The following is a 24,888-nucleotide window of genomic DNA, read 5'->3' on the forward strand; positions in this document are numbered from 1 at the left end:
CGAGGCGGGTCAGGCGGCCCAGTGGCCGCGGCTGCGGTAGACGTCGCGCAGCACGCCGACGTGATCGGTCATGATGCCATCCACTCCAAGATCAAGTAACTCGTGCATCTCGGCAGGTTCGTCGATCGTCCAGACGTGCACGTGCAGTCCGAGTCGGTGGGCGTAGCGCAGGAACCGGCTGTCCACCACGCGCACCCGTCCGTAGCGCACCGGCACCTGGGCGGCGACGACCGACGGGGGCAGCCGCAGGGCCCGGCCGGTCAGCGAGGCCATCCGCAGCCGGGCCACCCCGCGCATGCCGAGGCTGGTGGCGATCCGGCCCTCGGTCAGCGCGCGCAGCCGGGTCAGCCGGGCGTCGCTGAACGAGGCGAGCAGCACCCGGTCGCCGGCCCTGCCGCGCGCGACGGCCGTCACCGTCGGGTCGACGCCGCCGTCGGCCTTGACGTCGATGTTGAACCGCACCTCGGGCCAGGCGTCGAGGACCTCGTCGAGGCGGGGCACCACGGCGGCGCCGCCGACGCGCACCGAGGCCAGGTCGGCCCAGCGCAGGTCGGCGATGCGCCCCGGCTCGCCGGTGACCCGGGTCAGGGTGGCGTCGTGGAAGATCACCGCCACGCCGTCGGCGGTGCCGTGCACGTCGGTCTCGACGTACCGGTAGCCGAGCCCGATCGCGCGGGCGAACGCCGCGGCGGTGTTCTCGTCACCCTCGGCGGCGCCGCCGCGGTGGGCGAAGGCCAGCGGCGCGGGGGCGTCGAGGTAGGGGTGACGGGTCAACACGCGACGCAGTATGCCGGTCCCCGGTGGCCGCGCGGCGACCAGCCCGTGACCGTCGATCGCCCGCGGGCGGAGACGCCGGTGTCGTCGCCGGATCACCGATGCCGGCCGCGCCCGCGTCGGGCGCGTGGGGCGCCAGCCGGTGCGGTGCCGCCGGTTCTCTCGGGGTGCAGCAAAGCGGCCAGGACGTGCCGCGCATGACCGCCGGGAGCGGGCGCGACCCGTTGGGCGGGGCGGGTGGGGGCCCGGAGGAGGCGCGGATTCAGGGGGCCGGGCGGCGGCGGTGGGAGCGGCTGGTGTCGGCGGGCCGGCCCGGGTCGACGTGCCGGGGCCGGTCGGGTTCGTCGGGCCGCAGCGGGACGAGGGCGTCGGTGATGGCGTCGATGATCCGGTCGGTGGCGAGTCGGGCCGCGCCGGGCGTGCCGTGCGTTACGCCGGTCAGGTCGACCGGGTCACCGAAGTGCACCCGGACCACGGGGCGTCGCCACACCGCCCGGGCGACGCCGCGCAGCAGTCCCTTCGGGGCCCGGTAGGGCAGCACCTCGTGCGCGCCCCACTGGGCGACCGGGATCACCGGCGCGCCGCAGGCCAGCGCGAGGCGGGCGGTGCCGGTCTTGCCGCGTTCGGGCCACAGACCCGGGTCCAGGCCGATGCGACCCTCCGGGTAGACCAGGATCATCGAGCCGCTGGCGACGGCCGCCGCGGCGTCGTCGAGGGCCTGGTGCACGGCAGAGGTGCCCCGGTCGACGCGGATGTGCCCGGCGCGGCGCATCGCGGCGCCGATGACGGGCGTGCGGAACAGCCCGCCGGTGGCCATGATCCGGGGGGCGACGCCCCGCGCGCGGCAGGCGGCGGCGAGGACGACCGGGTCGAACGGGCTGATGTGGTTGGCGGCCAGGACCAGGGGACCGCGGCGCAACGCGTCGGGCACGTCCCCGCTGACCTCCAGGCGGGCGACGAGCGCGACGACGACGCGGGCGAGCAGCTGCGCGGCACGCCAGATCAGCGGTGGCTGCCAGGTCGAACGGGCGGTGTCCATCAGCCGGCAATCGTCGCACGCACGTGCCACGCCGCCGGCGCGGGGCGTCCGCCGGAGCCAGGATCGCAGGTCGCGCGGCAGGGGTGATCAGGGTCATTGGTCCCGTACCGATCAGGGCCCCCCGGCCCTGCCGACTTCTCTACGACGGGCGGTAGTATTTACTACGTCCCGTAGTACGCACAGCTGGGGGTTTCTGGTGGACGCGTTGGACGTCGCCCGCTGGCAGTTCGGTGTCACCACCGTCTACCACTTTCTCTTCGTGCCGCTGACCATCGGCCTGTCCGTGCTGGTGGCGATCCTGCAGACGCTGTGGCACCGCACCGGCGACGAGAAGTACCTCAAGCTCACCAAGTTCTACGGCAAGCTCTTCCTGATCAACTTCGCCATGGGCGTGGTGACCGGCATCGTGCAGGAGTTCCAGTTCGGCATGAACTGGAGCGACTACTCACGCTTCGTCGGCGACATCTTCGGCGCCCCCCTGGCGATCGAGGCGCTGGTCGCGTTCTTCCTGGAGTCGACCTTCATCGGCCTGTGGATCTTCGGCTGGGACCGGCTGCCCAAGCGGCTGCACCTGGCCAGCATCTGGGCCGCCGCGATCGGCAGCAACCTGTCCGCGTACTTCATCCTCGCGGCGAACTCGTTCATGCAGAACCCGGTCGGCTACCGGATCAACCCCGACACCGGCCGCGCCGAGCTCACCGACTTCGTCGCCGTGCTGACCAACAGGGTCGCCCTGATCACCTTCCCGCACACGATCGCCGGCGCGTTCCTGGTCGCCGGCTCGCTGCTGGTCGCCGTCGCCATGTGGCACCTGGTACGCGATCGCGACTCCGTCGACACCCCCGCCTACCGATTCGCCGCGAAGTTCGGCTCCTGGGTCACCCTCGTCTCCACCGCCGCCGTCGCCATCACCGGCGACATCCAGGGCAAGATCATGACCCAGGTGCAGCCGATGAAGATGGCCGCCGCCGAGGGCCTCTACACCACCGAGAGCCCCGCCTCGTTCAGCGTCCTGACCGTCGGCAGCCTCGACGGCAGCCGGGAACTGTTCGCGCTGAAGATCCCGCACCTGCTGTCCTGGCTGGGCACCGGCGACCCGAACGGCACCGTCCAGGGCATCAACGACCTCCAGGCCCAGTACGCCGCCCAGTACGGCGCCGGCAGCTACACCCCGATCATCCCGGTCACCTACTGGAGCTTCCGCTTCATGATCGCGTTCGGGATGGCCGCCGCCGCGATCGCCCTGCTGGTCCTCTGGAGCCAGCGCAAGGGCCGCACGCCCACCAGCAGGTGGCTGCTGCGCGCCGGCCTGGTCATGCCGCTGCTGCCGCTGGTCGCGAACTCCTTCGGCTGGATCTTCACCGAGATGGGCCGCCAGCCGTGGATCGTGTTCGGCGAGATGCTCACCCGCGACGGCGTGTCCCGCAGCGTCTCGCTGACCGAGGTGCTCACCTCGTTCACCGCCTTCACCCTGATCTACGCGACCCTGGCCGTGATCGAGGTCAAGCTGCTGCTGCGCTACGCCAAGGCCGGCGTGCCCGACCTGACCCCGAACCCCGAGATCGACGACAGCCACGACGACGCCGAGCGCCCGCTCGCCTTCGCCTACTGATCACCGGAGCCCACCGTGGAACTCACCACCATCTGGTTTCTGCTCGTCGCGGTCCTGTTCACCGGGTACTTCATCCTGGAGGGCTTCGACTTCGGCGTCGGGATGCTGCTGCCCGTGCTCGGCCGCGACGACCGCGAACGCCGCGTCCTGATCAACACCATCGGCCCGGTGTGGGACGGCAACGAGGTGTGGCTGATCACCGCCGGCGGCGCCATGTTCGCCGCCTTCCCCGAGTGGTACGCCACCCTGTTCTCCGGCTTCTACCTGCCGCTGCTGCTGATCCTGCTCGCACTGATCGCCCGGGGCGTCGCCTTCGAGTACCGCCACAAGCGCCCCGAGGCGTCCTGGAAGCGCCGCTGGGACACCGCCATCTTCGTCGGCTCGGTGGTGCCGGCGGTGCTGTGGGGCGTGGCGTTCGCCAACATCCTGCGCGGCGTGCCGCTGGACGCCGACCACGAGTACGTCGGCGGGCTGTTCGACCTGCTCAACCCGTACGCCCTGCTCGGTGGCGCGACCACCGCGGCGCTGTTCGTGACCCACGGCGCGGTGTTCGTCGCGCTGAAGACCGTCGGCGACGTCCGCGAGCGTGCCGGCGCGCTCGCGGTGCGTCTGGGCGTGGCCACCGCTGTGCTCGCGGTCGCGTTCCTGGTCTGGACGTTGACCATCCGCTCCAGCGCGGCCGCCGTCGTGTTCGCCGTCGGCGCGGCCGTCGCGCTGCTCGGCGGTCTCGCCGCCGCCCGGATACGCCGGGAGGGCTGGGCGTTCACCGGCACCGCCGTGGCGATCGGCCTGGCCGTGGCGACGCTGTTCGCGGCGTTGTTCCCGAACGTGCTGCCCTCCACCGCAGACGCGGCCGGGACGCTGACCGCCACCAACGCCGCCTCCACCCCCTACACCCTGAAGATCATGACCTGGGTGGCGGTGGTGTTCACCCCGATCGTGCTGGCCTACCAGGGCTGGACGTACTGGGTGTTCCGCAAGCGCATCGGGGTGGCCCACATCCCGCAGCACTGACCTGCCCCGCCGGGTGGCCGCGGGCCCCGCCGCCGCCACCCGCGCCGCGGGCCGCCGGGGCGACGCGAACACCCTCCCGCGTCGCCCCGGCGGCCCGCCACCTTCCGCGATCGCATCGTCACCCGGAAACCGGCCGCCGGCGATCCCGCGGTCACTCCGACCCGGCGGCCGTGGGTCGACCCGCACCCGCACTGAGCCGGGCCGCCCGGTGCGCGACCCACTCGGCCCAGGTGTGCGCGGGGCGGCCGGTGACCTGCGCGACCGTGGGCACAACCCGGGCCGGGTGCTCCTGCGCGGCGGCGAGCTGGTCGAGGGCGAAGTCGGCGGCCTGGTGTGGCATGTGCCGCACCATCGCCTGCCGCGCCTGCTCGCGGGTCACCTCCTCGACCTGGGCGGGCCGGCCCAGCACCTCGCCGACGACGCGCACCCGCTCGGCTTGGCTCAGCGCCTGCGGCCCGGTCAGTTCGTACGCGGCGCCGTCGCGCGGGTCACGCAGGCTCCGGGCGGCCACTGCGGCGATGTCGCGCTCGTCCACCGGTGCCATTACGGCCCGCTTGTACGGCACCCGGACCACCTCCCCCGCGGCCACCTGTCGCAGCCAGTCCCGGTCGTTGGCCATGAACATGGTGGGGCGCAGCAGGGTCCAGGACAGCCCGGACCGGGTGAGGGCTCGCTCGCACTCCAGGTGCATCTCGCCGACCCAACCGGGCTCGGCGAGGAGCACGGCCTGGGTGGACAGCAGCGTGACATGACCGACGCCGTGGCGGCGGGCGAAGTCGAGGAAGCCCTCGACGGCGCCGAAGACCGGGAACAGGAAGACGCGGTCGACGCCGCGCAGCGCCCGGTCGAGGGTGTCCGGGGCGGCGATGTCGCCCAGGTGGACCTCGACGTCGGTCGACGGCAGGTCGGCGTCGGCACGGCGGGTGAGGGCCCGCACCGGCTCGCCGGCGGCGAGCAGGTCCCGTACGACGTGGCTGCCGACGTTTCCGGTGGCGCCGGTGACCAGGATCATGAGGTTCTCCTTCGTTCGGTTCGGGTGGTCGGGGGCGGTCAGCGGGCGGGCCGGCCGGCGCCGAGCACGGCGGCGACGACCGGGGCGGCGAGGCACAGCAGGGCGGCGGCGGAGAGGCCGGCGATGGCGTAGCCGCGCACGGCGGCCTCCGTGGGGGCGCCGGCGTAAGCAGCCGCGACCGCCGCGGCGACACTGCCCAGCAGCGCGACGCCCAGCGACGAGCCGACCTGCATCGCGGTCATCACCGTGGCGCCGGCGACGCCGGCGTCGGGGCCGGCGTCCTGGGTGGCGACGCTGTTGGCCGGCACGAGCACGAGGGCGTTGCCCAGACCGAGCAGGACGATCACCGGCAGCAGCAGGGACGGGTAGCCGCTGTCGGGGCGCAGCAGGCCGAGCAGCGCCAGCCCGGCGGCGGTGACCAGCAGGGCGGGCACCAGCAGCTGGCGTACGGGCGCGTCGGTGAGCAGCCCGCGGGCGGTGCGCACCCCGACGACGATGGCCACGGTGTAGGGCAGAAACGCCAGCCCGGCCCGCACGGGGGACCAGCCGAGCACGTGCTGCAAATGGAAGGTGAGGAAGAAGAACGCGGCGAAGTTGCCCACGGCCATCGCCAGCACCGCCAGGTACGCACCGCCGCGCCGTCGGTCGAGGACCACCCGCAGCGGCAGCAGCGGGTGCGCCACCTGCCGCTGCGCAACGACGAAGGCCACCAGCAGGATCGCGCCGGCGGCCAGTGCGGCCAGGGTCGACGGGGCGTCCCAGCCTGCGGCTTCGACGCGGCTGAACCCGTACACCAGCGTCATCAGCCCGGCGGTGGCCAGGACGGCGCCGACCAGGTCGACCGGCGCATCGGCCTGGCCGGTGCCGCCGTCGACGGTGCGCACGATCCCGGCGGCGGCCAGGGCCGCGATCGGGACGGCGACCAGCAGGCTCCACCGCCATCCGGCCAGGTCGGTGAGGACGCCGCCGAGCAGCAGGCCCACGCCGCTGCTGCTGCCCATGACGGTGCCGTAGCGACCGAACGCCCGGGCCCGGTCGGCGCCGGCCGGGAACGCGGTGCCCAGCAGGGCCAGCACCGAGGGGGTGAACAGGGCGCCGGCGACACCCTGCGCCGCCCGCGCGGCGATGATCATTGCGGGGTTCGCCGCCAGGCCGCCGAGCAGGGAGGCCGCGGCGAAGACGCCGAGGCCCACCAGTAGGCACCGGCGCCGCCCCCAGCGCGCCGACAGCCGTCCGCCGAGCAGCAGGAACCCGCCGTAGCAGAGGGCGAAGGCGGTGACGACCCACTGCGCCTGCGCGGGGGAGAGGGCCAAATCGCGCTGCACGGTGGGCAGCGCGATGTTCATGATCGTCGCGTCGGCGGCGATCATGAGTTGGCCGATGGCGACCCAGGCGAGGGCCTGCCAACGGCGTCCATGGGTGGCGACCGGTGGCGCGGTCACGATGGTTGCGGACATGACGGATCCCTTCCGACAGCGTTGGCGTGGCCAATGTTGGACGCGCCAACGATAACAGGATCCGTGGGTCGCGCCAACGATTGCGGTAGAGTCACCCCATGCACCACATCGGCGAACAGGAGCCGCCCACCCGGCTGCGCACCACCCCGAGCTGGCTGCTCACCCAGACCGCCGGCCACGCCAGCCGACTGGTCGGCGAGGGCTTCGCAACAGTCGGCGCCCGCGGCTACCACTACCGCGTCCTCGCCACCCTCGACGAGTTCGGCCCCGCCAGTCAGGCCGACCTCGGCCGCCGCGGGGGCATCGACCGCAGCGACGTGGTCGCCACCGTCAACGAACTCGCCGCCAACGACCTCGTCGTGCGCGCCCCCGACCCCGCCGACCGGCGACGCAACATCATCACCCTCACCCCCACCGGCCGCGCCGGACTGCGCCGCATGGACGAAGCCCTCGCGCGCGCGCAGGACACCCTGCTCGCCCCGCTCACCGACACCGAACGCGCACAGCTCACCCGCCTGCTCGGCAAGCTCTTCGACCACCACGCCCGGCAGCGCGGCTGACAGACGGTGGCGGGGCGGGCGGCGCCGCCCGCCCCGCCACCGGTACGCCTCAGCGCGCCTCGCGCAGCTCCGCCAGACGCGCCTCGATCTCGGCCAGCTCCGCGCGCAGCTTCTCCGCCTGCTGCTCCGCCTCGGCCCGCTCCGCGGCCATGATCTGCTCCACCGCCTCGTGCACCCCCGGCACGTCGACCAGCGCCACCATCCGCAGCGCCTCCGCCGGCTTGACCACGTACGGCTTCGCGAGGGACTTGCTGCCCTGCTGCGCCGCGACCGTCCACTCGCCGTCGGCGTACGCCAGCGTCACCGTCAGCCCCGCCGGGCCCTTCGGCTTGACCGCCTTCACCGCCCGCCGCGCCGGCTTCGCCTCCACCGTCTCCACCTTCGGCTCCTCCCGCTGCTCCCGCGGCGCCGGCACCCGCGCCCGGTCCAACACGAACTCCGGCTCCGCCGGCGCCGCCGGCGGCTCGGGCTCAGGCTGCGGTTCCGCCGCCTTGCGGCCCGCTCCCCGTGGTGCCACCGCCACGTCGGCGGGGGAGAAGGGCAACTCGTCGCGGCCGAACCGGACCACCACGTACTCGTCCGAGGCAGCCGGGTCGGTCAGCTCCACCACCTGCCCCACCTGCCCGGCGATCTGACCCGCCGACGCGGTGAACACCACCTTCGGTTTCCGCCCCGCCGCCAACGCCTCCCGGATGCTGCGCACGTCCTCGTCGGACAATCCCTGGCCAGCGGCACCCATCAGCAACCTCTTCCCTCGTACACCTGTTCAGATGCCTGCCTTGATACCAGCCGGCCCCGACACGCGGACGATCAACCCCCCAGCGCCCGCAGCGCCGCGTCGGCGTGCGCGTTCATGTCCAGTTCACTGTGGACCACCTCGATCACCCGTCGGTCCGTCCCGATGACGAACGTCATCCGCCGCGTGCTCAACGCGCCCAGCGGTAGCCGCCGCCGCACCCCGAACCGGTCCGCCACCACCGCGTCCGGGTCGGACAGCAGCGGATAGTCGAACCCGTGCAACCGGGAGAACTCGGCCTGCTTCGCCACCGGATCCCGGCTGATCCCCACCCGGATGGCGCCGACCGCCGCGAACTCCGCCGCCAGGTCCCGGAAGTGACAGCTCTCCGCCGTGCACCCGCGGGTCAGCGCCGCCGGGTAGAAGAACAACACCACCGGACCGGCGGCCAGGAACTCCGACAGCCGCCGCGGCGTACCCGTCTCGTCGGGCAGCTCGAAGTCCTCCACGACGTCCCCGACACCCACACCCGCCACCGTGCACCTCCACCGTCGTCACCACAGTGCGCCGAGCGTATGCGGCTGCCACACCGCCCGCGTCGTGTGACGTTCCCCTCCCGTCCCGGCCGTCCCGGTCACGGTAACGTCGGCCCGGCAACCGCAGCAGGGGAGGCACATTGAGTCCCGTCACCGTCATCACCGGCGGCAGCCGGGGTATCGGCGCGGCCACCGCCCGCCGCCTGGCCCACGCCGGCCACCACGTCGCGTTCAGCTACCGCCGCGACCGTGCCGCCGCCGACAAGGTGCTCGCCGACATCGAGGCCACCGGCGTACGCGGCCTCGCCGTGCCCGCCGACACCCGCGACCCCGACCAGGTCGCCGCCCTGTTCGACGCCGCCGCCGACCTCGGCCCGATCACCGGGCTGGTCAACAACGCCGGCGTCACCAGCCCCATCGGCGCCTTCGTCGACCTCGACCCGGCCGACCTGCGCGACGTCGTCGACGTCAACCTCGTCGGCTACGTCCTCTGCGCCCAGCAGGCGGCCCGCCGGATGGGCAGCGGCGCCGCCATCGTCAACGTCTCCTCCGCCGCCGCCACCCTCGGCAGCCCCGGGGAGTACGTCCACTACGCCGCCGTCAAGGCCGCCACCGACACCCTCACCACCGGCCTCGCGAAGGAACTCGCCCCCCGCGGCATCCGCGTCAACGCCGTCGCCCCGGGCATCATCCGCACCGACATCCACGCCCTGTCCGGCCAGCCCGACCGGCCCGACCGCGCCGCCGAGCGCATCCCGCTCGGTCGCGCCGGCGAACCCGACGAGGTCGCCGGCGCCATCGCCTGGCTGCTGGGCCCCGACGCCACGTACACCACCGGCGCAATCCTGCGCGTCGCCGGCGGCCTCTGACGCCCGGCGTCGCGCTGCCGTTTCGACGCCGGGCCGCCGCCGTCACCGGTGCGCGGCGTCGGCGGTGCCGGGCCCACCGACGAGCCGGCCCGGCACCGTAGCGGCCGACCGCCCGACCGGGGTGGCACGGGCGCGGGCCGCCCGACGCCACCCGGCGGGCGGCGCCCGACCGGCTCACAGGTCGAGGACCGCCTTGCCGGGGACCTGACGGGCGAGCAGGGCTTCGGCCGCGGCCCCGGCCCGCTGCCACGGACCGCGCCAGCCGACCTGCGCGTCCAGGTGACCCTTGTCCAGCAGCCCGACAAGGTAGGCGAGGTCGTCGCCGAACGGGGTCGCCACGTTGAAGGTCTCCAACCGTCCCCGGTCGACGGAGGTGCGCGCCTGCTCGAAGTCGATCAGCGTGGGCTCGCGCGACGCCATGCCGATCGCCTGGACGATCCCACCGTCCTGCAGCCGGTGGTACGCGTCGGCCAACTGCCCGCCGCCGACGTTGTCCAGCACGCCGTACACCCGCTCCGAGAGGTTCGCCGGCCCGACGACGATCTCCGCCGCCCCGAGCTCTCGAAGCCCTTCGGCGCGGGCAAGGCTGCCCACCGAGGCGATGACGTGCGCGCCGGCGCGGGCGGCGAGCTGCGTCGCGTACCGCCCGACGCCACCGGACGCGCCGGTGATCAGTACCCGGCGGCCGATCAGCGGTCCCAGCCGCCGCACCGCCTGCAGCGCGGTGACGCCGGCGACCGGGAGCGCGCTGGCCAGCCCGAGGTCGACGCCCTCGGGCACGGCAGCCAGATTGTTCGTGTCCACGGCGCGCAACTCGGCCCATGCGCCGGCCCAGCCGAAGGTGACCACCCTCGTGCCCACCGCCGGGCCGGATCCGTCGTCGGCGGCCCGGATTACGACGCCCGCGGCGTCCCATCCGGAGACGTGCCCGACCTGTCCGTCGGTGGGTCGGAACGCGATCTCGCCGAAGTTGAGCGAGACCGCCGCCACCCGCACCAGTGCCTGCCCTGCGGTGGGCACCGGGTCGGGCGCGGCGCCGAGCCGGAGGCGGTGCGGGGCGGCCGGGTCGTAGATCAACGCTTGCATCGTCTGCTCCTGGGTAAGAGGGGGACCGCCGGCCGTGCGGGCCCGCTGCGGAAGACGGGGCCCGCACGACAGGGCGGTGGGAAGGACCTTCGGCCGGTCAGCGGTGCCTACCGGCGCTGCGGCACCTGAACTCGCGGCCGGCAGCGGGAATTCGCTCAGGGCGGTGCTCCGCGCGGATTTCGTGTTCCTGCTGTTGCCGGCGCTCAGGAGGCGAGGCGGACGAGCATCTTGCCGGTGTTGGCGCCGCGCAGCACGCCGAGGAACGCCTCCGGCGCCCGCTCGATGCCCTCGACCACCGTCTCCTCGGTGTGCAGGGTGCCGTCGGCGAGCCAGCCCGCCGCGTCCCCGATGTACTCGCCGAAGCGGTGCAGATGGTCGCTGACCAGCACGCCACGCAGGGTCAGCCGCTTCGTCGCGGCGACGTAGATGTTGCCGGGGCCGGGCACCGGCTCGGTGGCGTTGTAACCGCTGATCATGCCGACCAGGGCGACCCTGCCGTGCACCCTCATGGCGTCGAGGGCGGCCTCCAGGTGGTCACCCCCGACGTTGTCGACGTAGACGTCGATGCCCTCGGGCGCGACCGTGGCGAGCTGCTCGGTCAACGAGCCGGCCCGGTAGTCGACGGCGGCGTCGAAGCCGAAGTCCTCGACCAGCTTCCTGCCCTTCTGCGGACCTCCGGCCGAGCCGATCACTCTGGCCGCGCCGAACTTGCGGGCGAGCTGCCCGGCTACGCTGCCGACCGCGCCCGCGGCCGCCGAGACGAACACCGTGTCGCCCTGCCTCACCGGGGCGATCTCGGTGACCGCGAGGTAGGCGGTCAGCCCGGTCGTCCCGAGCGCACCTAGGTAGTCCTGGGGACGGGCGATGGTGGTGTCGACGACGATCGCCTCGGCAGCGTTCAGGACGACGTACTCGCGCCAGCCCTGGAAGTGCGACACCGTAGCCCCGACCGGGATCTCCGCGACGCCGGAGGCGACCACCTCGCCGACCGCGCTCCCGTCCATCACCACGCCGAGCTGGAACGGCGGCATGTACGACTCGACGTCGTCCATCCGACCCCGCATGTAGGGGTCGACCGACATCCAGGTGTTGCGGACCAGGATCTGCCCCCGCGCCGGCTGCGGCACCGCCACCTCGACCACCTCGAAGTTCTCCGGTCCCGGCTCACCGACCGGGCGGGAGACCAGCCGGATCTCGCGGCCGATGATCGTGCTGTCACTCATGTCATTGCCCTTCGCCACAGTGGGTCGTTCCTTGACGCCCTCCACCCTGCGGGCGGGCACTTCAGGTCCTCCCCAGGTTCGCTGTGGGTCGCCCGACACCCAGCCACAGCCGCCCGATCATGGCCGCACCGCTCGGATAACCTGCCGTCATGCGTTTCGGGGTGCTCGGCCCGCTGGCCGTCTGGACGGCTGACGACCGGCCCGTACGGATTCCCGAGCTGAAGGTCCGCGCGCTGCTGGCTGACCTGCTCACGCACGACGGACGCCCCGTGTCGGCCGACCGGCTCATCGACGACCTGTGGAGCGGACGACTGCCCCGCAACCCCACCAACGCCCTGCACACGAGGGTGTCCCAGCTACGCCGGGCCCTGGACACCGCCGAACCGGGGAGCCGGGACCTGGTGGTCTCGCAACCACCCGGCTATCTTGTGCGTCTCGACCCCACCGCGACCGACGTCGGCCGCTTCCGGACCCTCACCGCCCAGGCGCGCGCGGCACACGATCCACGCGTCCGCGCCGACCTGCTGGCCGACGCGCTCGCGCTGTGGCGGGGACCGGCGTACGCCGACTTCGCCGACGAGCAGTTCGCCCGGCCGGTGGCCGCCCGGCTCGCCGAGGAGCGGCTGCTGGCGCTGGAGGAGCATGCGCAGGCGCGGCTGGAGCTCGGCGAACACGCCGTGCTGGCGGGCGAGCTCGGCGACCTGGTGGCGCGCCACCCGCTACGGGAACGACTGCGCGCCGTGCACCTGCGCGCCCTGTACCTGGCGGGCAGGCAGGGTGAGGCGCTGGCCGGCTACGCCGAGCTGCGGGAGCGACTCGCCGACGAGCTCGGCGTGGACCCGGGCCCGACGCTCGTCGCCCTGCACGAGGCGATCCTCAGACAGGACCCCGCGCTGGGCCCGGCGACGTCGACCCCCGCGGGGCGGTCCCGCACCAACCTGCCCGCCGCGCTGACCAGCCTGGTCGGGCGGGCAGCGGCCGTGACGCAGCTCCGTGCCCTGCTGGGGTCACGGCGTCTCGTCACGCTCACCGGCCCGGGGGGAGTGGGCAAGACCCAACTCGCCCTGGCGGTAGCCCGCGACGCCGTCGACATGTTCCCCGACGGGACCTGGCTGGTGGAACTCGCTGGCCTCGATCGGGCCCGCGACCCCCGTCCGGCGGCGCTGGCCGACGTCGTGGCCTCCGTCCTCGACATCCGCGACGACATGGCTACGGCCGCCGGCGACCCGCTGGACCGACTCGCCGGAGCCCTGCGGCCGAAGCGGCTGCTCCTCGTGCTGGACAACTGCGAGCACGTCGTCGGGCCAGTCGCCACGCTGACCGAGGCACTGCTGCGTGCCGCACCCGACGTACGCGTCCTGGCCACGAGTCGGGAGTCCCTCGCGATCACCGGCGAGCAACTCTGGAGCGTCGCGCCACTGGACGTGCCCGGCCCCGACGCCGAGCCCGCCGACCCGGCCCACTTCAGCGCCGTGGAACTCTTCGTGACCCGGGCCGCCGCCGCCGCGCCCGGGTTCGCCCTCGGCCCGGGCAACGCGGCGGCGGTCAGCGCGATCTGCCGCCGCCTCGACGGCATTCCCCTCGCGCTGGAACTGGCCGCCACCCGGGTACGCGCGCTCGGAGTGCACGAACTGGCCGCCCGCCTCGACGACCGGTTCCGGGTGCTGGTCTCCGGCAGGCGCGGTGCGCCGGCCCGGCAGCAGACCCTCCGCGCCATGATCGACTGGAGCTGGGAGCTGCTGTCGGCGCCCGAGCGGATGGTCCTGCGCAGGCTCAGCGCGCACGCCGACGGGTGCACGCTGGCGGCGGCCGAGCAGGTCGCCGCCGAGGACGGCATCGACGTCCTCGACCAACTCGCCCGTCTGGTGGACCGCTCCCTCGTCGCCGTGACGGACAGTCCGGACGGCCCGAGGTACCTCCTGCTGGAATCGGTCCGGGACTACTGCGCGCAACGCCTGCACGAGGCGAACGAACACGACAAGGTGCGGCGCCGACACCTGCGCCACCACCTCCACCTGGCCGAACACGCCCGAGCGCACCTGCACGGCCCCGACCAGCGGCGGTGGCTGGAACGCCTCGACCGTGAGCGGGCCAACCTCCGGGTGGCCCTCGACACCGCGGTGCGCTCGGCCGATGCCGACAGCGCCGCCCGGCTGGTCAACGCGCTGTCCTGGTACTGGGTCCTGCGCGGCCGGCTGACCGAGGCCCGCCGGTCGCTGGACCTGGCGTCGACACTGTGCGCGGACGGCGAGGTGGCCGCCTGGCGGGCGGGCATGGCACTCCTGCTCGACGCGGGCACCGACCCGGCCACCCGCCCGGGCGAGGTCCCGTACGAGACCATCGGCGACCCCCGCGCCCGGGCGATGGCCCGCTGGTTCGTCGCGTACGCCCAACGTGGCTTCACCGGTCTGGCCGCCACCGCCGACCTGCTCGACGCGGCGCTGGCCGATTTCCGCGACCTCGACGACACCTGGGGCACCGCCGCCGCGCTGAGCGTACGGGCCACGATCGCCCGAGCCCGCGGCGAACTGGCCGACGCGCGGCGTGACGCAACGCGCAGCGAGGCGCTCTTCCGCGAACTCGGCGACCGCTGGGGACAGGTCAAGGCGACCAACACGCTCGCCGAACTCGCCGAGATAGCCGGCGACTATCCCCTGGCGGCGCGGCTGCACCGCGACGGCCTGCGGATGGCGCAGGAGCTCTCCCTCTGGAGTGAGGTCTCGTTCCGGCTCTCCGGACTCGGCCGGATCGCGCTGCTCACCGGCGACCTCGCCGCCGCCGACGACTTCCACGAACGGGCCAGGCGCGTCGGCGCCGGGCAGTTCGACACGGTCGCCGAGCACTTCGCGGAGATGGGGCTGGCGTTGAGCGCCCGCCGCCAGGGCAGGTACGAACTGGTCGACGCCCACCTCGCCAAGTGGGTGGACTGGCTGCGCGGCGTCGACGGGGAGCCCGGCCTGGCACTGGTCCTGGCGGAACTCGGATTCGCCGCCGAGCAACGCGGCGACGCCGAGAAGGCCCTGCGCGTGCACCTGGACGGACTCGCCGCCGCCCGCAGGATCGGCGACCCCCGGGCGGTCGCCCTCGCCTTCGAGGGCCTCGCCGGGGCGCGGGCGCTCGCCGGCGACACGACGCACGCCGCCGGCCTGCTGGGCTCGGCCACGGCACTGCGCGAGTCGGTCGGCGCCCCGCTGCCGCAGGCCGAACGCGGCGACGTCGACCGCATCACCGCCGCCGTGCGCCGCAGCCTCGGAGACGAGGAGTTCACCGCCCGGTACGAACAGGGCCGGCGATCCGGTGCCGACACCGAGCACCTGACCGCCGTCTGCCCGCAGCCCCGCTGAGCCGTCCCGTGCCACGATGGACGACGTGACCGGTGTCTTCGGCGACGTCGCCGACCTCTACGACGACGTGCGCCCCGACTACCCGAGCGAACTCGCCGACCTCGTCCGCGCCTACCACGGCCGCACCCCCGACGCGGTCGCCGAGATCGGCGCCGGCACCGGCAAGGGCACCGCCGTGCTGCTGCGCCTCGGCGCGCCCGTCACCTGCGTCGAACCCGACGCCCGCATGGCCGCCCGGCTCACCGCCAGGTTCCCGCAGGCCCGCGTGGTCACCTCGACCTTCGAGCGGTGGCGGCCGCCCGCCGGCGGCGTACCCCTGATCGCCTGCGCGCTGGCCTGGCACTGGCTCGACCCGGCCACCCGCAACCGGCGCGCCCACGACGCGCTCGTCCCCGGCGGCACCCTCGCCGTGTTCGGCCACAAGTACGACTACGCCGACCCCGGGCAGTCCCGCGCCCTCGACGGCTTCTTCCGTTCCGCGGTCCCCACGGCGCCCGAACGACCCGCGGACTGGTTCCACCGCGACATCACCGACAGCGGCCTGTTCGCCGACATCCGGGCCACGCACCTGCACCGCGACATCCCGCTGCCCACCGAGCGCTACCTGCAACTCGTCGCGACCTTCGGCCCGTACCGGACCCTCGGCCCGCAGGACCGCAGCCGCGGGATGGCCGCGCTGCGCCGCCTCGTCGACGGCCTCGACGCCCCGGTCGTCCTGCGACTGCGCACCACCCTCGTCCTCGCCCGCCGCGCCGCCGACGCCGGACGGTGAGCCGGCGCGGCGGCCGGACCACGCACGTCGGCATGCCCTGCTCAGCACCCGCCCGACGGGCGGTTCGGCGACCGCCCGGTCGGTGCGGCGGCGGACCACCGCACCGACCGGGTCCCGTGCTCAGGCGGCGAACCCCAGCGCCATCGCGCCGACGACCGGCGCCAGGTACAACAGCGGGAACGGCACGTGGGAGTAGGACCGGGCCCGCAGGACGGTGACGACGGCCCCGGTGAAATACAGCACCAGACCGATGCCGGCCAGGACGCCGATCACCGGCACGGCCAGGCCCACCAGCAGCCCAGCCGCCCCGGCGGCCTTGGCGACCCCGAGCCACGGCCACCACGAGCGCGGCACGCCGTAGTCGGCGAGTGGCTCGACCACCCACCGGGCCCGCAGGAACACCGACGCCGCGGAGAACCCGGCCCACAGCGCGGCCGCCACGGTGACAATCGTGTGGGCAGTTGACATTGCTTCACTCCTCGTCTTCTCGAAACCTGTGCCGGCCCGGACCGGACCGGCGCACCACGACCACCTCGGGCGCGGGCGTCAGCGCTCGTCGACGATCTCGCCGTTCTGGACCGTGCCGTCGTGGGTGAGCGCCATCGTCGCCGCCACGGGCGGGAAATCGGCCGACGCCGCCACGGCAGCCGCCATCTCCTCCGCGTTCTCCCACCGCCACACGTCGTGGTAGGTGCCGTCGTCCAGCCGGACGAGCCGCGTTTCGAGCAGGCCCTGGAAACCGGAACGGATCCCGGCGATCAACTCGGCCCGGCGGGCCAGCAGTTGCTCCAGGTTCGCCGGGTCGACGGAGTAGTGATGCACGCGGACAGCAGTCATGGTCGTTCCCTTCGAGCGGTCGACGTGGTCGACGGCCGGTGTGACAGAACGGATCATGTGCGGCCACGTTGACAAACCCGCGATGCGTCTACGATGCGTCCTCGACCGATCCACGATCGGAGCCACCGGGCGAGGGGAGTCAGACGGTGACGGTGCGCTTCGCGTTGCTGGGCCCCGTCGAGGTCAGCGCCGACGGGCGAGCCCTGGACGGTCTCGCCCCCCGCCACCGCGCCGTCCTGGCGTACCTCCTGCTGCACGCCGGCACCGTGATCGGCCCCGACCGGCTGACCACCGCGATGTGGGCCGACACCCCGCCCGACACGTCACGCGCCCAGATCCACGCCGCCGTCACCGCCATCCGCCGGGTCCTGCGCACCGCCGGCACCGAGGACACCCTGGCCACCCGGGCCGCGGGCTACGTCGTCACGCCCGAGGCCGGCACCCTCGACCTCGCCGAGTTCACCCGGCTGACCGCGACGGCGCAGCGCCTCGCCGCCACCGACCCCCGCACCGCGGTGGACCAGCTCCGCGAGGCCCTGGCCCTGTGGCGCGGCGACGCCCTCACCGGCGTCAACGCCGCCTACGCGCGCGGCACCCGAGCCCGCCTCGAGGAGCGGCGCCTCGCCGCGGTGGAACGGCTGGCCGAGCTGGAGCTGGCACTGGGCCGCCACGACGCCCTGGTCGACGAACTCGCCACCTGGGTCGCCGCCTACCCGCTGCGCGAGCGCCTCGTCGGGCAGCTCATGCGCGCCCTGCACGCCGCGGGGCGACAGACCGACGCCCTCGCCGCCGCCCGCCGCTACCGCGACAGCCTCGCCGAACTGCAGGGACTCGACCCCGGCCGCGCGTTCCTCGCCGTCGAGCAGAGCATCCTGCGCGGCCCTGAACCCGAACCCGTCGTCACCGCCGAAACCCCGCCGCCCGGGCAGAGCGAGCGCGCCGCCAACTTCCTGCCGTACGACGTCGCGGACTTCACCGGCCGCACCGTGGAACTCGACCGCCTCCTCACCGGCCCGACGCCCCGGATCTGCACGATCGACGGCATGGCCGGCGTCGGCAAGACCGCACTCGCCGTGCACGCGGCCCACCGCCTCGCCGACCGCTACCCCGACGGGCAACTCTTCGTCGACCTCCGGGCGCACACCGCCGGCCAGCCACCCGTCGACGCCGCCACCGCCCTGTACACACTGCTCCGGCAACTCGGCGTGGCACCCGACCACATCCCACTGGGCGAATCCGAGCGCTCCGCGAGGTGGCGAGCCGAACTCGCCCGCCGGTGCGTGCTCGTCGTGCTCGACAACGCAGCCGACACCGACCACGTACGCCCGCTGCTGCCCGGCGTCACCGACAGCCTGGTCCTGGTCACCAGCCGACGCCGACTGGTCGACCTCGACAGCGCCCACACCCTCTCGATCGACGTGCTGCCCACACCGGACGCGGTCGCCCTGTTCACCAGCATCGTGGGTGACCGCGCCCGCGCCTCGTACGCGGCCGTCGGCGAGGTGCTGCGCATGTGCGGATTCCTGCCGCTGGCGGTCCGCATCGCCGCCGCCCGACTGCACCACCGACCGCGGTGGACCGTCGAGCACCTGGCCGACCGCCTCCGCGACGAGCGACGCCGGCTGACCGAGCTGGCCACCGCCGAACGGGGGGTCGCCGCCGCGTTCACCCTGTCCTACCAGCACCTGCCCCCACGCCAGCAACGACTCTTCCGCCTGCTGGGCCTGCTTCCCGGCCGGGACGTCGACGCCCACGCCGCCGCGGCACTCGCCGACGCTGACGCCGACGACACCGACGCCGACCTGGAACACCTGCTCGACGCGCACATGCTCGCCCAACACGAGCCGGCCCGCTACACGTTCCACGACCTGCTGCGCGAGCACGCCCGCGCGACGTGCGCCGCGCAGGACACCGACGACACCCGCCACGCCGCGCTGACCCGGCTGTTCGACTACTACCTGCGCACCGCCGCGGCCGCCATCGACGTGCTGTACCCGGACACCAGGCACCGCCGACCGCCCGTCGCGCCGCCGGCCGCCGGCCGAGAGTTCACCACCGCTTCCGCCGGGGCCTGGCTCGACGCCGAACGCGCCAACCTCGCCGCCGTCTGCGCCCGCGCCGCCGACGGTGACTGGCCGACGCACGCCGCCAACCTGGCGACCATCCTCTACCGCTACCTCTACGACAACGCCCACCACGCCGACGCCCGCGACATCTACACCGCCGCCCTGGCGGCCGGCCGCCGGCTCGGCGACCGCGGCGCGCAGTCACGAAGCCTCGCCGATCTCGGCTGGCTCTCCTTCGGCCAGGGCGCCTACCGGAGCGCGGGAGATCAGTTCGCGCAGGCCGTCGAGCACGGCAGGGCCGCCGGTGACGACGTGGCCGAGGCCCGCGCCTGGCACGGCCTGGGCAGCGTGCACCAGCAGCGACGCGACCCCGCCCGGGCGAGCGAACACCTCACCCGGGCGATCGAACTGTTCCGCGGCCGCAACGACCGGTTCGGCGAGGCGGTCGGCCTCAACACCCTCGGGGCCGTCCAGGCGCAGGCCGGTCAGCACCCGCAGGCCCACGACGCCCTCCACCGCGCCCTCATGCTGTTCCGGGAGGTCGGCAGCCCGGGCGGCGAGGCCGACGTGCTCGACAACCTCGGCCGGGCACACCGGCAGCGGGGCGCACCCGCCGAGGCGCGCGAGCACCACCGGCAGGCCCTCGAGCTGTACCGGCGGTTCGGCTACCGCCGCGGTGAGGCGCGGGCGCTCAACGGGCTCGGCGACGCGGCCGCCGACGTCGGCGACCAGGCCGGGGCCGCCGAGCACCACGGCGACGCGCTGGCCGTTGCCCGCGACGTCGGCGACCGACTGGAACAGGCTCGCGCCCACGAGGGACTGGCGTACGCCCACGCCGGGCAGGCGCCGGCGGCCGCCCGCGACAACGCCGAGCAGGCGCTCGGCCTGTACGCGCAGCTCGGCGAGCCCGAGCCCGGCGAGCTGCGCGCCCTGCTCGCCCACCCGCCCGGCTGACCGCCGCGCCCGCCGGGTGACCGCCGCGCCCGCCATGGCGGGGTCCGCCGGGTCGGGTGCGGCGCGACCGGGTGGCCGCGTCGGCCGCGAGCCGCGGCAGGACGGCCCTCACCATCGGACGCCTTGTCAACGTACCGTTGACCGGTGATGCCGGAGATCGCGCAGCTGGCCGACGTCGCCGCCGATCGCGCGCGGCTCGACGAGCGGGAACTCGACCTGATCGACCGCGCGCGGCACGCGGGTGCGACGTGGGCCCAGATCGCCGCCGCCCTCGGCCTCGGCAGCCGGCAGGCCGCGGAGCAACGCCGGCAGCGCCTGGCGGCCCTGCGACGGTCACGGCGAGAGCAGCGCGACGCCGCGTACTCGGCGCGGATCGCGGCGATCCGCGGTGCGGTGTGCGACCTGCGGCGGTGGATCGACGCCGACCGGCGGTGGGACACGCGGTTCCGGCGCGCGGCCCTCGTGCGCGAGACCGTGGCGGCGGCGCTCGACGCCGATCCGGGCGCGCTGTACGCGTTGGCCTCGCTCCTCGCGGCCGACCTGGCCGAAACCGCAGACGCACGGCTGCCGGCACCGGCGCGGGCCGTCGCAGCCAGCCTGGACGCGCTGCTGTCAACAGACAATTGACAGACCCCGACAGGGTTGCGTGGCAGTCACTCAACGCCTGAGGATCTGAGTCGTCCCCGCTCAACCCTGGAGGACTCATGCGCCGCAACGCCTGGCTGTTCGTGGCGATCTCGCTGCTGTCGTGCTTCGGCAGCACCGCCATGTCGCTGGTCGCCGGAATCTGGATCCTCGACCTCACCGGCTCCACCGGCCTCGCGGCCCTCGCCGGGCTCTGCGTCTACGCCCCGGTGCTCGCCGGCCCATGGCTGGGCGGCCTGCTCGACCGGGCACCGAGACGGCCGCTGGTGATCGCGACCAACCTCGCGCTGGCCACCGTTCTGCTGAGCCTCCTCGCCGTGCGGGGACCGGGCCAGACGTGGCTCATCCTCGCCGTGTCGTGCGCCTACGGTGTCAGCTACGTGCTCATCGACGCCGGGGAGACGGCGCTGCTGCCCGCCGCCCTGCCGCCCACGGAACTGGCGAACGTCAACGGCTGGCGTTCCAGCGCCCAGGAAGGCATGAAGCTCGTGGCACCGCTGGCCGGCGCGGGCCTCTACGCCTGGCACGGCGGTCACGCGGTCGTCGTGCTCAGCGCGGCGATGCCGGTCCTGGTGGCCGCCCTGTACCCGGCCGTGCGACTGACCCGCACACCAACCGAGCCGCCGGCCGCGCGGGCGCGCGGCTTCCGCGCGGGGATCGCCGCCCTGTCCGCACAGCGCGCGACGCGCGTCAGCGTCGCGCTCGCCGCCGTGTCGATCGCCATGTCCGGCTTCACCACGGCGGCCGGGTACGCGGTCGTCACCATCGACCTGGGCCTACCGACCACGTTCCTCGGCGTGCTGCTCAGCGCGCAGGGCGTCGGGTCCGTCCTCGGGGGCCTCGTCGTGGGCCGGCTCATCGCCCGGTGGGGTCCGGTCACCGTCGGCGGCGCCGGCACGACGCTGTTCGCCGCCAGTTGTCTGGTGCGGTGCCTGCCCTGGTGGCCCGGCACCCCTGCCGCCTCGGTGCTCGCCGGCGTCGGCCTGCCCTGGGCCCTGGTCGCCGCGGTGACCGCGGTGCAGACGCACACGCCGGCGGCGATGCTCGGCCGCGTGTCCGGAACCGCCAACACCGCGATGTTCGGTCCGGTCGCGCTGGCGATTCCGCTCGGCTCCGCGGCCGTTCACCTCGGCGGCCGCCCGACGCTCGTGGCGGCTGCCGCCCTCTGCCTGGTGTGCGTGCTGGCCCTCGCGCGCCGGCGGGCCGTCCCGCCCGCGGGGCGCGCCGGGGCCGGGCCGGACGCGGCGCGGGGGTGGGACGCTGACGGCGCACGAAGCCCGGCGCGACTACGATCGCACGGGTGAGCAGCACCTCCACCGCCGCGCAGCGGCTGCGTGACCTCGTGCGGTTGCGTCGTGTGCGTGATCGCATTGATCGGGAGTATGCGCAGCCGTTGGATGTCGAGGCGTTGGCTCGTGGGGTGAGCGTGTCGGCTGGGCATTTGAGTCGGCAGTTCCGGTTGGCTTATGGGGAGTCGCCGTACGCGTATCTGATGACGCGGCGGGTCGAGCGGGCGATGGCGTTGTTGCGTCGGGGGGATCTGAGCGTGACGGAGGTGTGTTTCGCGGTTGGCTGTGCGTCGTTGGGCACCTTCAGCACCCGCTTCACCGAACTCGTCGGCGTGCCGCCCAGCACCTACCGGGCCCAGACTGCCCGCGCGTCGGCAGAGCTGCCGCCGTGCGTCGGGAAGCAGGTGACGAGACCGGTCAGGAATCAAGAAGCGCCGCTCACGCGGTCGCACCTAGCGTGACGGCCGTGAGCCGTACGATCGTCGCGCCCGCGACGCGGACGCCGTCCCAGGCCATCCACGGCCGCAACGAGCGGCGCCGAGCCGTCCGGCAGGGTAGCCGCAGCTGCTCGACGCTGGACAGATCGAGCGAGGCGACGCCGACGGGGACCGCCAGGGCGGCCCCGCCTCACAGAGGGAGACACGATGAGCATGGCCACGAGGATCGACACGCGATCGCCCGCGCCGCACGTCGCCGACAGCCACGATCTGATCCGCGTGCACGGCGCGCGCGAGAACAACCTCAAGGACGTCAGCGTCGATATCCCCAAGCGCCGGCTGACCGTCTTCACCGGCGTCTCCGGCTCGGGCAAGAGCTCGCTGGTGTTCGGCACGATCGCCGCGGAGTCGCAGCGGATGATCAACGAGACCTACAGCGCCTTCGTGCAGGGGTTCATGCCGACACTGGCGCGGCCCGAGGTCGACCGGCTGGAAGGGCTGACGACCGCGATCATCGTCGACCAGGAACGGATGGGCTCCAACCCGCGCTCCACCGTCGGCACCGCCACCGACGCCAACGCGATGCTGCGCATCCTGTTCAGCCGACTCGCCCAGCCGCACATCGGCCCACCCAACGCCTACTCCTTCAACGTCCCCTCGGTGAAGGCCAGCGGCGCCATCACCGTCGAGCGCGGCGCCGGCAAGACGAAGACCGAAAAGGCGACCTTCACCCGCCTGGGCGGCATGTGCCCCCGCTGCGAGGGCATGGGCTCGGTCAACGACATCGACGTGACCCAGCTGTACGACGACAGCAAGTCCCTCAACGAGGGCGCCATCACCGTCCCCGGCTACAGCATGGACGGTTGGTACGGCCGGATCTTCCGCGAGGGCGGCATGTTCGACCCCGACAAGCCGATCCGTAAGTACACGAAGAAGGAGCTGCACGACCTGCTCCACAAGGAGCCAACCAAGATCAAGGTCGAGGGCATCAACCTGACGTACGCGGGACTCATCCCGCAGATCCAGAAAGCGTTCCTGGCCAAGGACGTCGACTCCCTGCAACCGCACATCCGCGCCTTCGTGGAGCGGGCCGTGACGTTCACGACCTGCCCCGAGTGCGACGGCACCCGGCTCAGCGGGGAGGCCCGGTCATCCAAGATCAAGGGGAAGAACATCGCCGACCTCTGCGCCATGCAGATCAGCGACCTGGCCGAATGGATCCGGGGCCTCGACGAGCCGTCGGTCGCCCCACTGCTCACCGGGCTGCAACATCTGCTCGACTCGTTCACGGAGATCGGGTTGGGATATCTCTCGCTGGACCGGCCGGCCGGCACCCTCTCCGGGGGAGAGGCCCAACGCACCAAGATGATCCGGCACCTCGGCTCGTCGCTGACCGACGTCACGTACGTCTTCGACGAGCCCACCATCGGCCTGCACCCCCACGACATCCAGCGGATGAACGACCTGCTGCTGCAACTGCGCGACAAGGGCAACACCGTGCTGGTCGTCGAGCACAAGCCGGAAGTGATCGCGATCGCCGACCACGTCGTCGACCTCGGCCCGCGTGCCGGCACCGAGGGCGGCGAGGTGGTGTTCGAGGGGACCGTCGAGGGGCTGCGGGCCAGCGACACGCTCACCGGGCGGCACCTGGACGACCGGACCACCCTCAAGAAGTCGGTGCGTTCCTCCTCCGGCGCCCTCGAGATCCGCGGTGCGTCGACCCACAACCTGCAGAACGTGGACGTCGACATCCCGCTCGGGGTGCTCTGCGTACTCACGGGCGTCGCCGGCTCCGGCAAGAGCTCGCTGATCCACGGCTCAGCCGCCGGCCGCGACGGCGTGGTCGTCATCGACCAGGGCGCCATCCGCGGGTCACGACGCAGCAACCCGGCCACGTACACCGGCCTGCTCGACCCCATCCGCAAGGCGTTCGCGAAGGCCAACGGCGTGAAGCCGGCGCTGTTCAGCTCCAACTCCGAGGGCGCGTGCCCCGCCTGCAACGGCGCCGGCGTCATCTACACCGACCTGGGTGTCATGGCCACCGTCGAGTCCACCTGCGAGGAGTGCGAGGGCAAGCGGTTCCAGGCGTCGGTTCTGGAATACACGCTGGGCGGCCGGAACATCGCCGAGGTCCTCGCGATGTCGGTGAGCGAGGCCGAGAAGTTCTTCTCCGACGGCGACGCACGAACCCCGGCCGCGCACAAGATCCTCGACCGGCTCGCGGACGTGGGGCTCGGCTACCTCAGCCTCGGCCAGCCGCTCACCACGCTGTCCGGCGGCGAGCGGCAGCGGCTCAAACTGGCCACCCAGATGGCGGAGAAGGGCGACATCTACGTCCTCGACGAGCCGACCACCGGCCTGCACCTCGCCGACGTCGAGCACCTCCTGGCCCTGCTCGACCGGCTCGTCGACTCCGGCAAGTCGGTCATCGTCATCGAACACCACCAGGCGGTCATGGCCCACGCCGACTGGATCATCGATCTTGGGCCGGGCGCCGGCCACGACGGTGGCCGGATCGTCTTCGAGGGCACGCCCGCCGACCTCGTCGCCGCCCGCTCCACCCTGACCGGCGAGCACCTCGCGGCCTACGTCGGCACCTGACCGGTCGTCGGGGCTGTCCATCCTG

At 73.6% G+C, this 24,888-nt stretch carries 21 protein-coding genes; 11 read left to right on the forward strand and 10 right to left on the reverse strand.

Annotated elements, in window-relative coordinates:
- Positions 1 to 9 precede the first annotated feature (9 nt).
- Together ACGF7U_RS17775 and ACGF7U_RS17780 are read right to left on the reverse strand one after the other, a co-directional pair.
- Positions 10 to 777: a glycerophosphodiester phosphodiesterase gene (locus tag ACGF7U_RS17775; RefSeq protein WP_393107774.1), complete on the reverse strand. Its 768-nt coding sequence runs from the start codon at positions 775 to 777 to the stop codon at positions 10 to 12.
- Between the two features lie 259 nt (positions 778 to 1,036).
- A complete protein-coding gene (locus ACGF7U_RS17780) occupies positions 1,037 to 1,813 on the reverse strand; it encodes a lysophospholipid acyltransferase family protein (protein WP_393107776.1) in 777 nt (258 codons plus the stop codon).
- 196 nt (positions 1,814 to 2,009) lie between these two features.
- Between ACGF7U_RS17780 and ACGF7U_RS17785 the strand changes: the two genes are divergently transcribed.
- Positions 2,010 to 3,425, forward strand: coding sequence for a cytochrome ubiquinol oxidase subunit I (locus ACGF7U_RS17785; protein WP_393107778.1), 1,416 nt, complete (start codon positions 2,010 to 2,012; stop codon positions 3,423 to 3,425).
- A 15-nt stretch (positions 3,426 to 3,440) separates the two neighbouring features.
- Positions 3,441 to 4,439 carry a cytochrome d ubiquinol oxidase subunit II gene (gene cydB / locus ACGF7U_RS17790; protein WP_393107780.1) on the forward strand — a complete coding sequence of 333 codons (999 nt, stop codon included), beginning with the start codon at positions 3,441 to 3,443 and terminating at the stop codon, positions 4,437 to 4,439.
- Positions 4,440 to 4,590: 151 nt separating this feature from the next.
- On the opposite strand, the gene ACGF7U_RS17795 is transcribed toward cydB, so the two are convergent.
- The gene (locus ACGF7U_RS17795) at positions 4,591 to 5,451 is read right to left on the reverse strand and encodes an NAD(P)H-binding protein (protein ID WP_393107781.1); all 861 of its coding nucleotides are present in this window, start codon (positions 5,449 to 5,451) and stop codon (positions 4,591 to 4,593) included.
- Positions 5,452 to 5,489: 38 nt separating this feature from the next.
- Positions 5,490 to 6,908 (reverse strand): MFS transporter, encoded by a 1,419-nt coding sequence (locus ACGF7U_RS17800; protein WP_393107783.1) that lies wholly within the window; start codon positions 6,906 to 6,908, stop codon positions 5,490 to 5,492.
- Between the two features lie 98 nt (positions 6,909 to 7,006).
- Here ACGF7U_RS17800 and ACGF7U_RS17805 point away from each other — a divergent pair, with 98 nt between their 5' ends.
- On the forward strand, positions 7,007 to 7,468 hold the full coding sequence (locus ACGF7U_RS17805; RefSeq protein ID WP_393107785.1) for a MarR family winged helix-turn-helix transcriptional regulator: 462 nt from the start codon (positions 7,007 to 7,009) through the stop codon (positions 7,466 to 7,468).
- Positions 7,469 to 7,517: 49 nt separating this feature from the next.
- Here the strand turns inward: ACGF7U_RS17805 and ACGF7U_RS17810 are convergent, their stop codons facing one another.
- Together ACGF7U_RS17810 and ACGF7U_RS17815 are read right to left on the reverse strand one after the other, a co-directional pair.
- Complete coding sequence (locus ACGF7U_RS17810) at positions 7,518 to 8,207, reverse strand: hypothetical protein (protein ID WP_393107787.1); 690 nt, start codon at positions 8,205 to 8,207, stop codon at positions 7,518 to 7,520.
- Between the two features lie 71 nt (positions 8,208 to 8,278).
- Positions 8,279 to 8,740, reverse strand: coding sequence for a peroxiredoxin (locus ACGF7U_RS17815; RefSeq protein ID WP_393107789.1), 462 nt, complete (start codon positions 8,738 to 8,740; stop codon positions 8,279 to 8,281).
- Between the two features lie 140 nt (positions 8,741 to 8,880).
- Between ACGF7U_RS17815 and ACGF7U_RS17820 the strand changes: the two genes are divergently transcribed.
- Positions 8,881 to 9,609 (forward strand): SDR family oxidoreductase, encoded by a 729-nt coding sequence (locus ACGF7U_RS17820; protein ID WP_393107791.1) that lies wholly within the window; start codon positions 8,881 to 8,883, stop codon positions 9,607 to 9,609.
- Between the two features lie 174 nt (positions 9,610 to 9,783).
- On the opposite strand, the gene ACGF7U_RS17825 is transcribed toward ACGF7U_RS17820, so the two are convergent.
- Positions 9,784 to 10,695: a zinc-binding dehydrogenase gene (locus ACGF7U_RS17825; RefSeq protein ID WP_393107793.1), complete on the reverse strand. Its 912-nt coding sequence runs from the start codon at positions 10,693 to 10,695 to the stop codon at positions 9,784 to 9,786.
- Between the two features lie 203 nt (positions 10,696 to 10,898).
- On the reverse strand, positions 10,899 to 11,918 hold the full coding sequence (locus ACGF7U_RS17830) for an NADP-dependent oxidoreductase (RefSeq protein ID WP_393107795.1): 1,020 nt from the start codon (positions 11,916 to 11,918) through the stop codon (positions 10,899 to 10,901).
- Between the two features lie 149 nt (positions 11,919 to 12,067).
- On the opposite strand from ACGF7U_RS17830, the gene ACGF7U_RS17835 reads away from it, so the two are divergent.
- Entirely contained in the window at positions 12,068 to 15,262 is a 3,195-nt protein-coding gene (locus ACGF7U_RS17835) for a BTAD domain-containing putative transcriptional regulator (RefSeq protein ID WP_393107797.1), read from the forward strand.
- A 16-nt stretch (positions 15,263 to 15,278) separates the two neighbouring features.
- On the forward strand, positions 15,279 to 16,034 hold the full coding sequence (locus ACGF7U_RS17840; protein ID WP_393107799.1) for a class I SAM-dependent methyltransferase: 756 nt from the start codon (positions 15,279 to 15,281) through the stop codon (positions 16,032 to 16,034).
- A gap of 120 nt (positions 16,035 to 16,154) precedes the next feature.
- On the opposite strand, the gene ACGF7U_RS17845 is transcribed toward ACGF7U_RS17840, so the two are convergent.
- Together ACGF7U_RS17845 and ACGF7U_RS17850 are read right to left on the reverse strand one after the other, a co-directional pair.
- On the reverse strand, positions 16,155 to 16,502 hold the full coding sequence (locus tag ACGF7U_RS17845) for a DoxX family protein (RefSeq protein WP_393107801.1): 348 nt from the start codon (positions 16,500 to 16,502) through the stop codon (positions 16,155 to 16,157).
- A 78-nt stretch (positions 16,503 to 16,580) separates the two neighbouring features.
- Positions 16,581 to 16,871: a hypothetical protein gene (locus ACGF7U_RS17850; RefSeq protein WP_393107803.1), complete on the reverse strand. Its 291-nt coding sequence runs from the start codon at positions 16,869 to 16,871 to the stop codon at positions 16,581 to 16,583.
- A 146-nt stretch (positions 16,872 to 17,017) separates the two neighbouring features.
- Here ACGF7U_RS17850 and ACGF7U_RS17855 point away from each other — a divergent pair, with 146 nt between their 5' ends.
- The 5 genes from ACGF7U_RS17855 to ACGF7U_RS17875 all read left to right on the forward strand — a co-directional run bounded on the left by ACGF7U_RS17855 (position 17,018) and on the right by ACGF7U_RS17875 (position 24,863).
- A complete protein-coding gene (locus tag ACGF7U_RS17855) occupies positions 17,018 to 19,891 on the forward strand; it encodes a BTAD domain-containing putative transcriptional regulator (protein ID WP_393107805.1) in 2,874 nt (957 codons plus the stop codon).
- Positions 19,892 to 20,038: 147 nt separating this feature from the next.
- Positions 20,039 to 20,518 (forward strand): hypothetical protein, encoded by a 480-nt coding sequence (locus ACGF7U_RS17860; RefSeq protein WP_393108004.1) that lies wholly within the window; start codon positions 20,039 to 20,041, stop codon positions 20,516 to 20,518.
- A 77-nt stretch (positions 20,519 to 20,595) separates the two neighbouring features.
- Positions 20,596 to 21,840 (forward strand): MFS transporter, encoded by a 1,245-nt coding sequence (locus tag ACGF7U_RS17865; protein WP_393107807.1) that lies wholly within the window; start codon positions 20,596 to 20,598, stop codon positions 21,838 to 21,840.
- On the forward strand, positions 21,837 to 22,286 hold the full coding sequence (locus ACGF7U_RS17870) for a helix-turn-helix transcriptional regulator (protein ID WP_393107809.1): 450 nt from the start codon (positions 21,837 to 21,839) through the stop codon (positions 22,284 to 22,286). The genes ACGF7U_RS17865 and ACGF7U_RS17870 overlap by 4 nt, the downstream gene beginning before the upstream one ends.
- Positions 22,287 to 22,469: 183 nt before the next feature.
- A complete protein-coding gene (locus ACGF7U_RS17875; protein WP_393107811.1) occupies positions 22,470 to 24,863 on the forward strand; it encodes an ATP-binding cassette domain-containing protein in 2,394 nt (797 codons plus the stop codon).
- Positions 24,864 to 24,888 lie beyond the last annotated feature (25 nt).

The organism is Micromonospora sp. NPDC047670 (genome assembly GCF_043204915.1).
In the GTDB taxonomy this organism is placed as follows: domain Bacteria; phylum Actinomycetota; class Actinomycetes; order Mycobacteriales; family Micromonosporaceae; genus Micromonospora.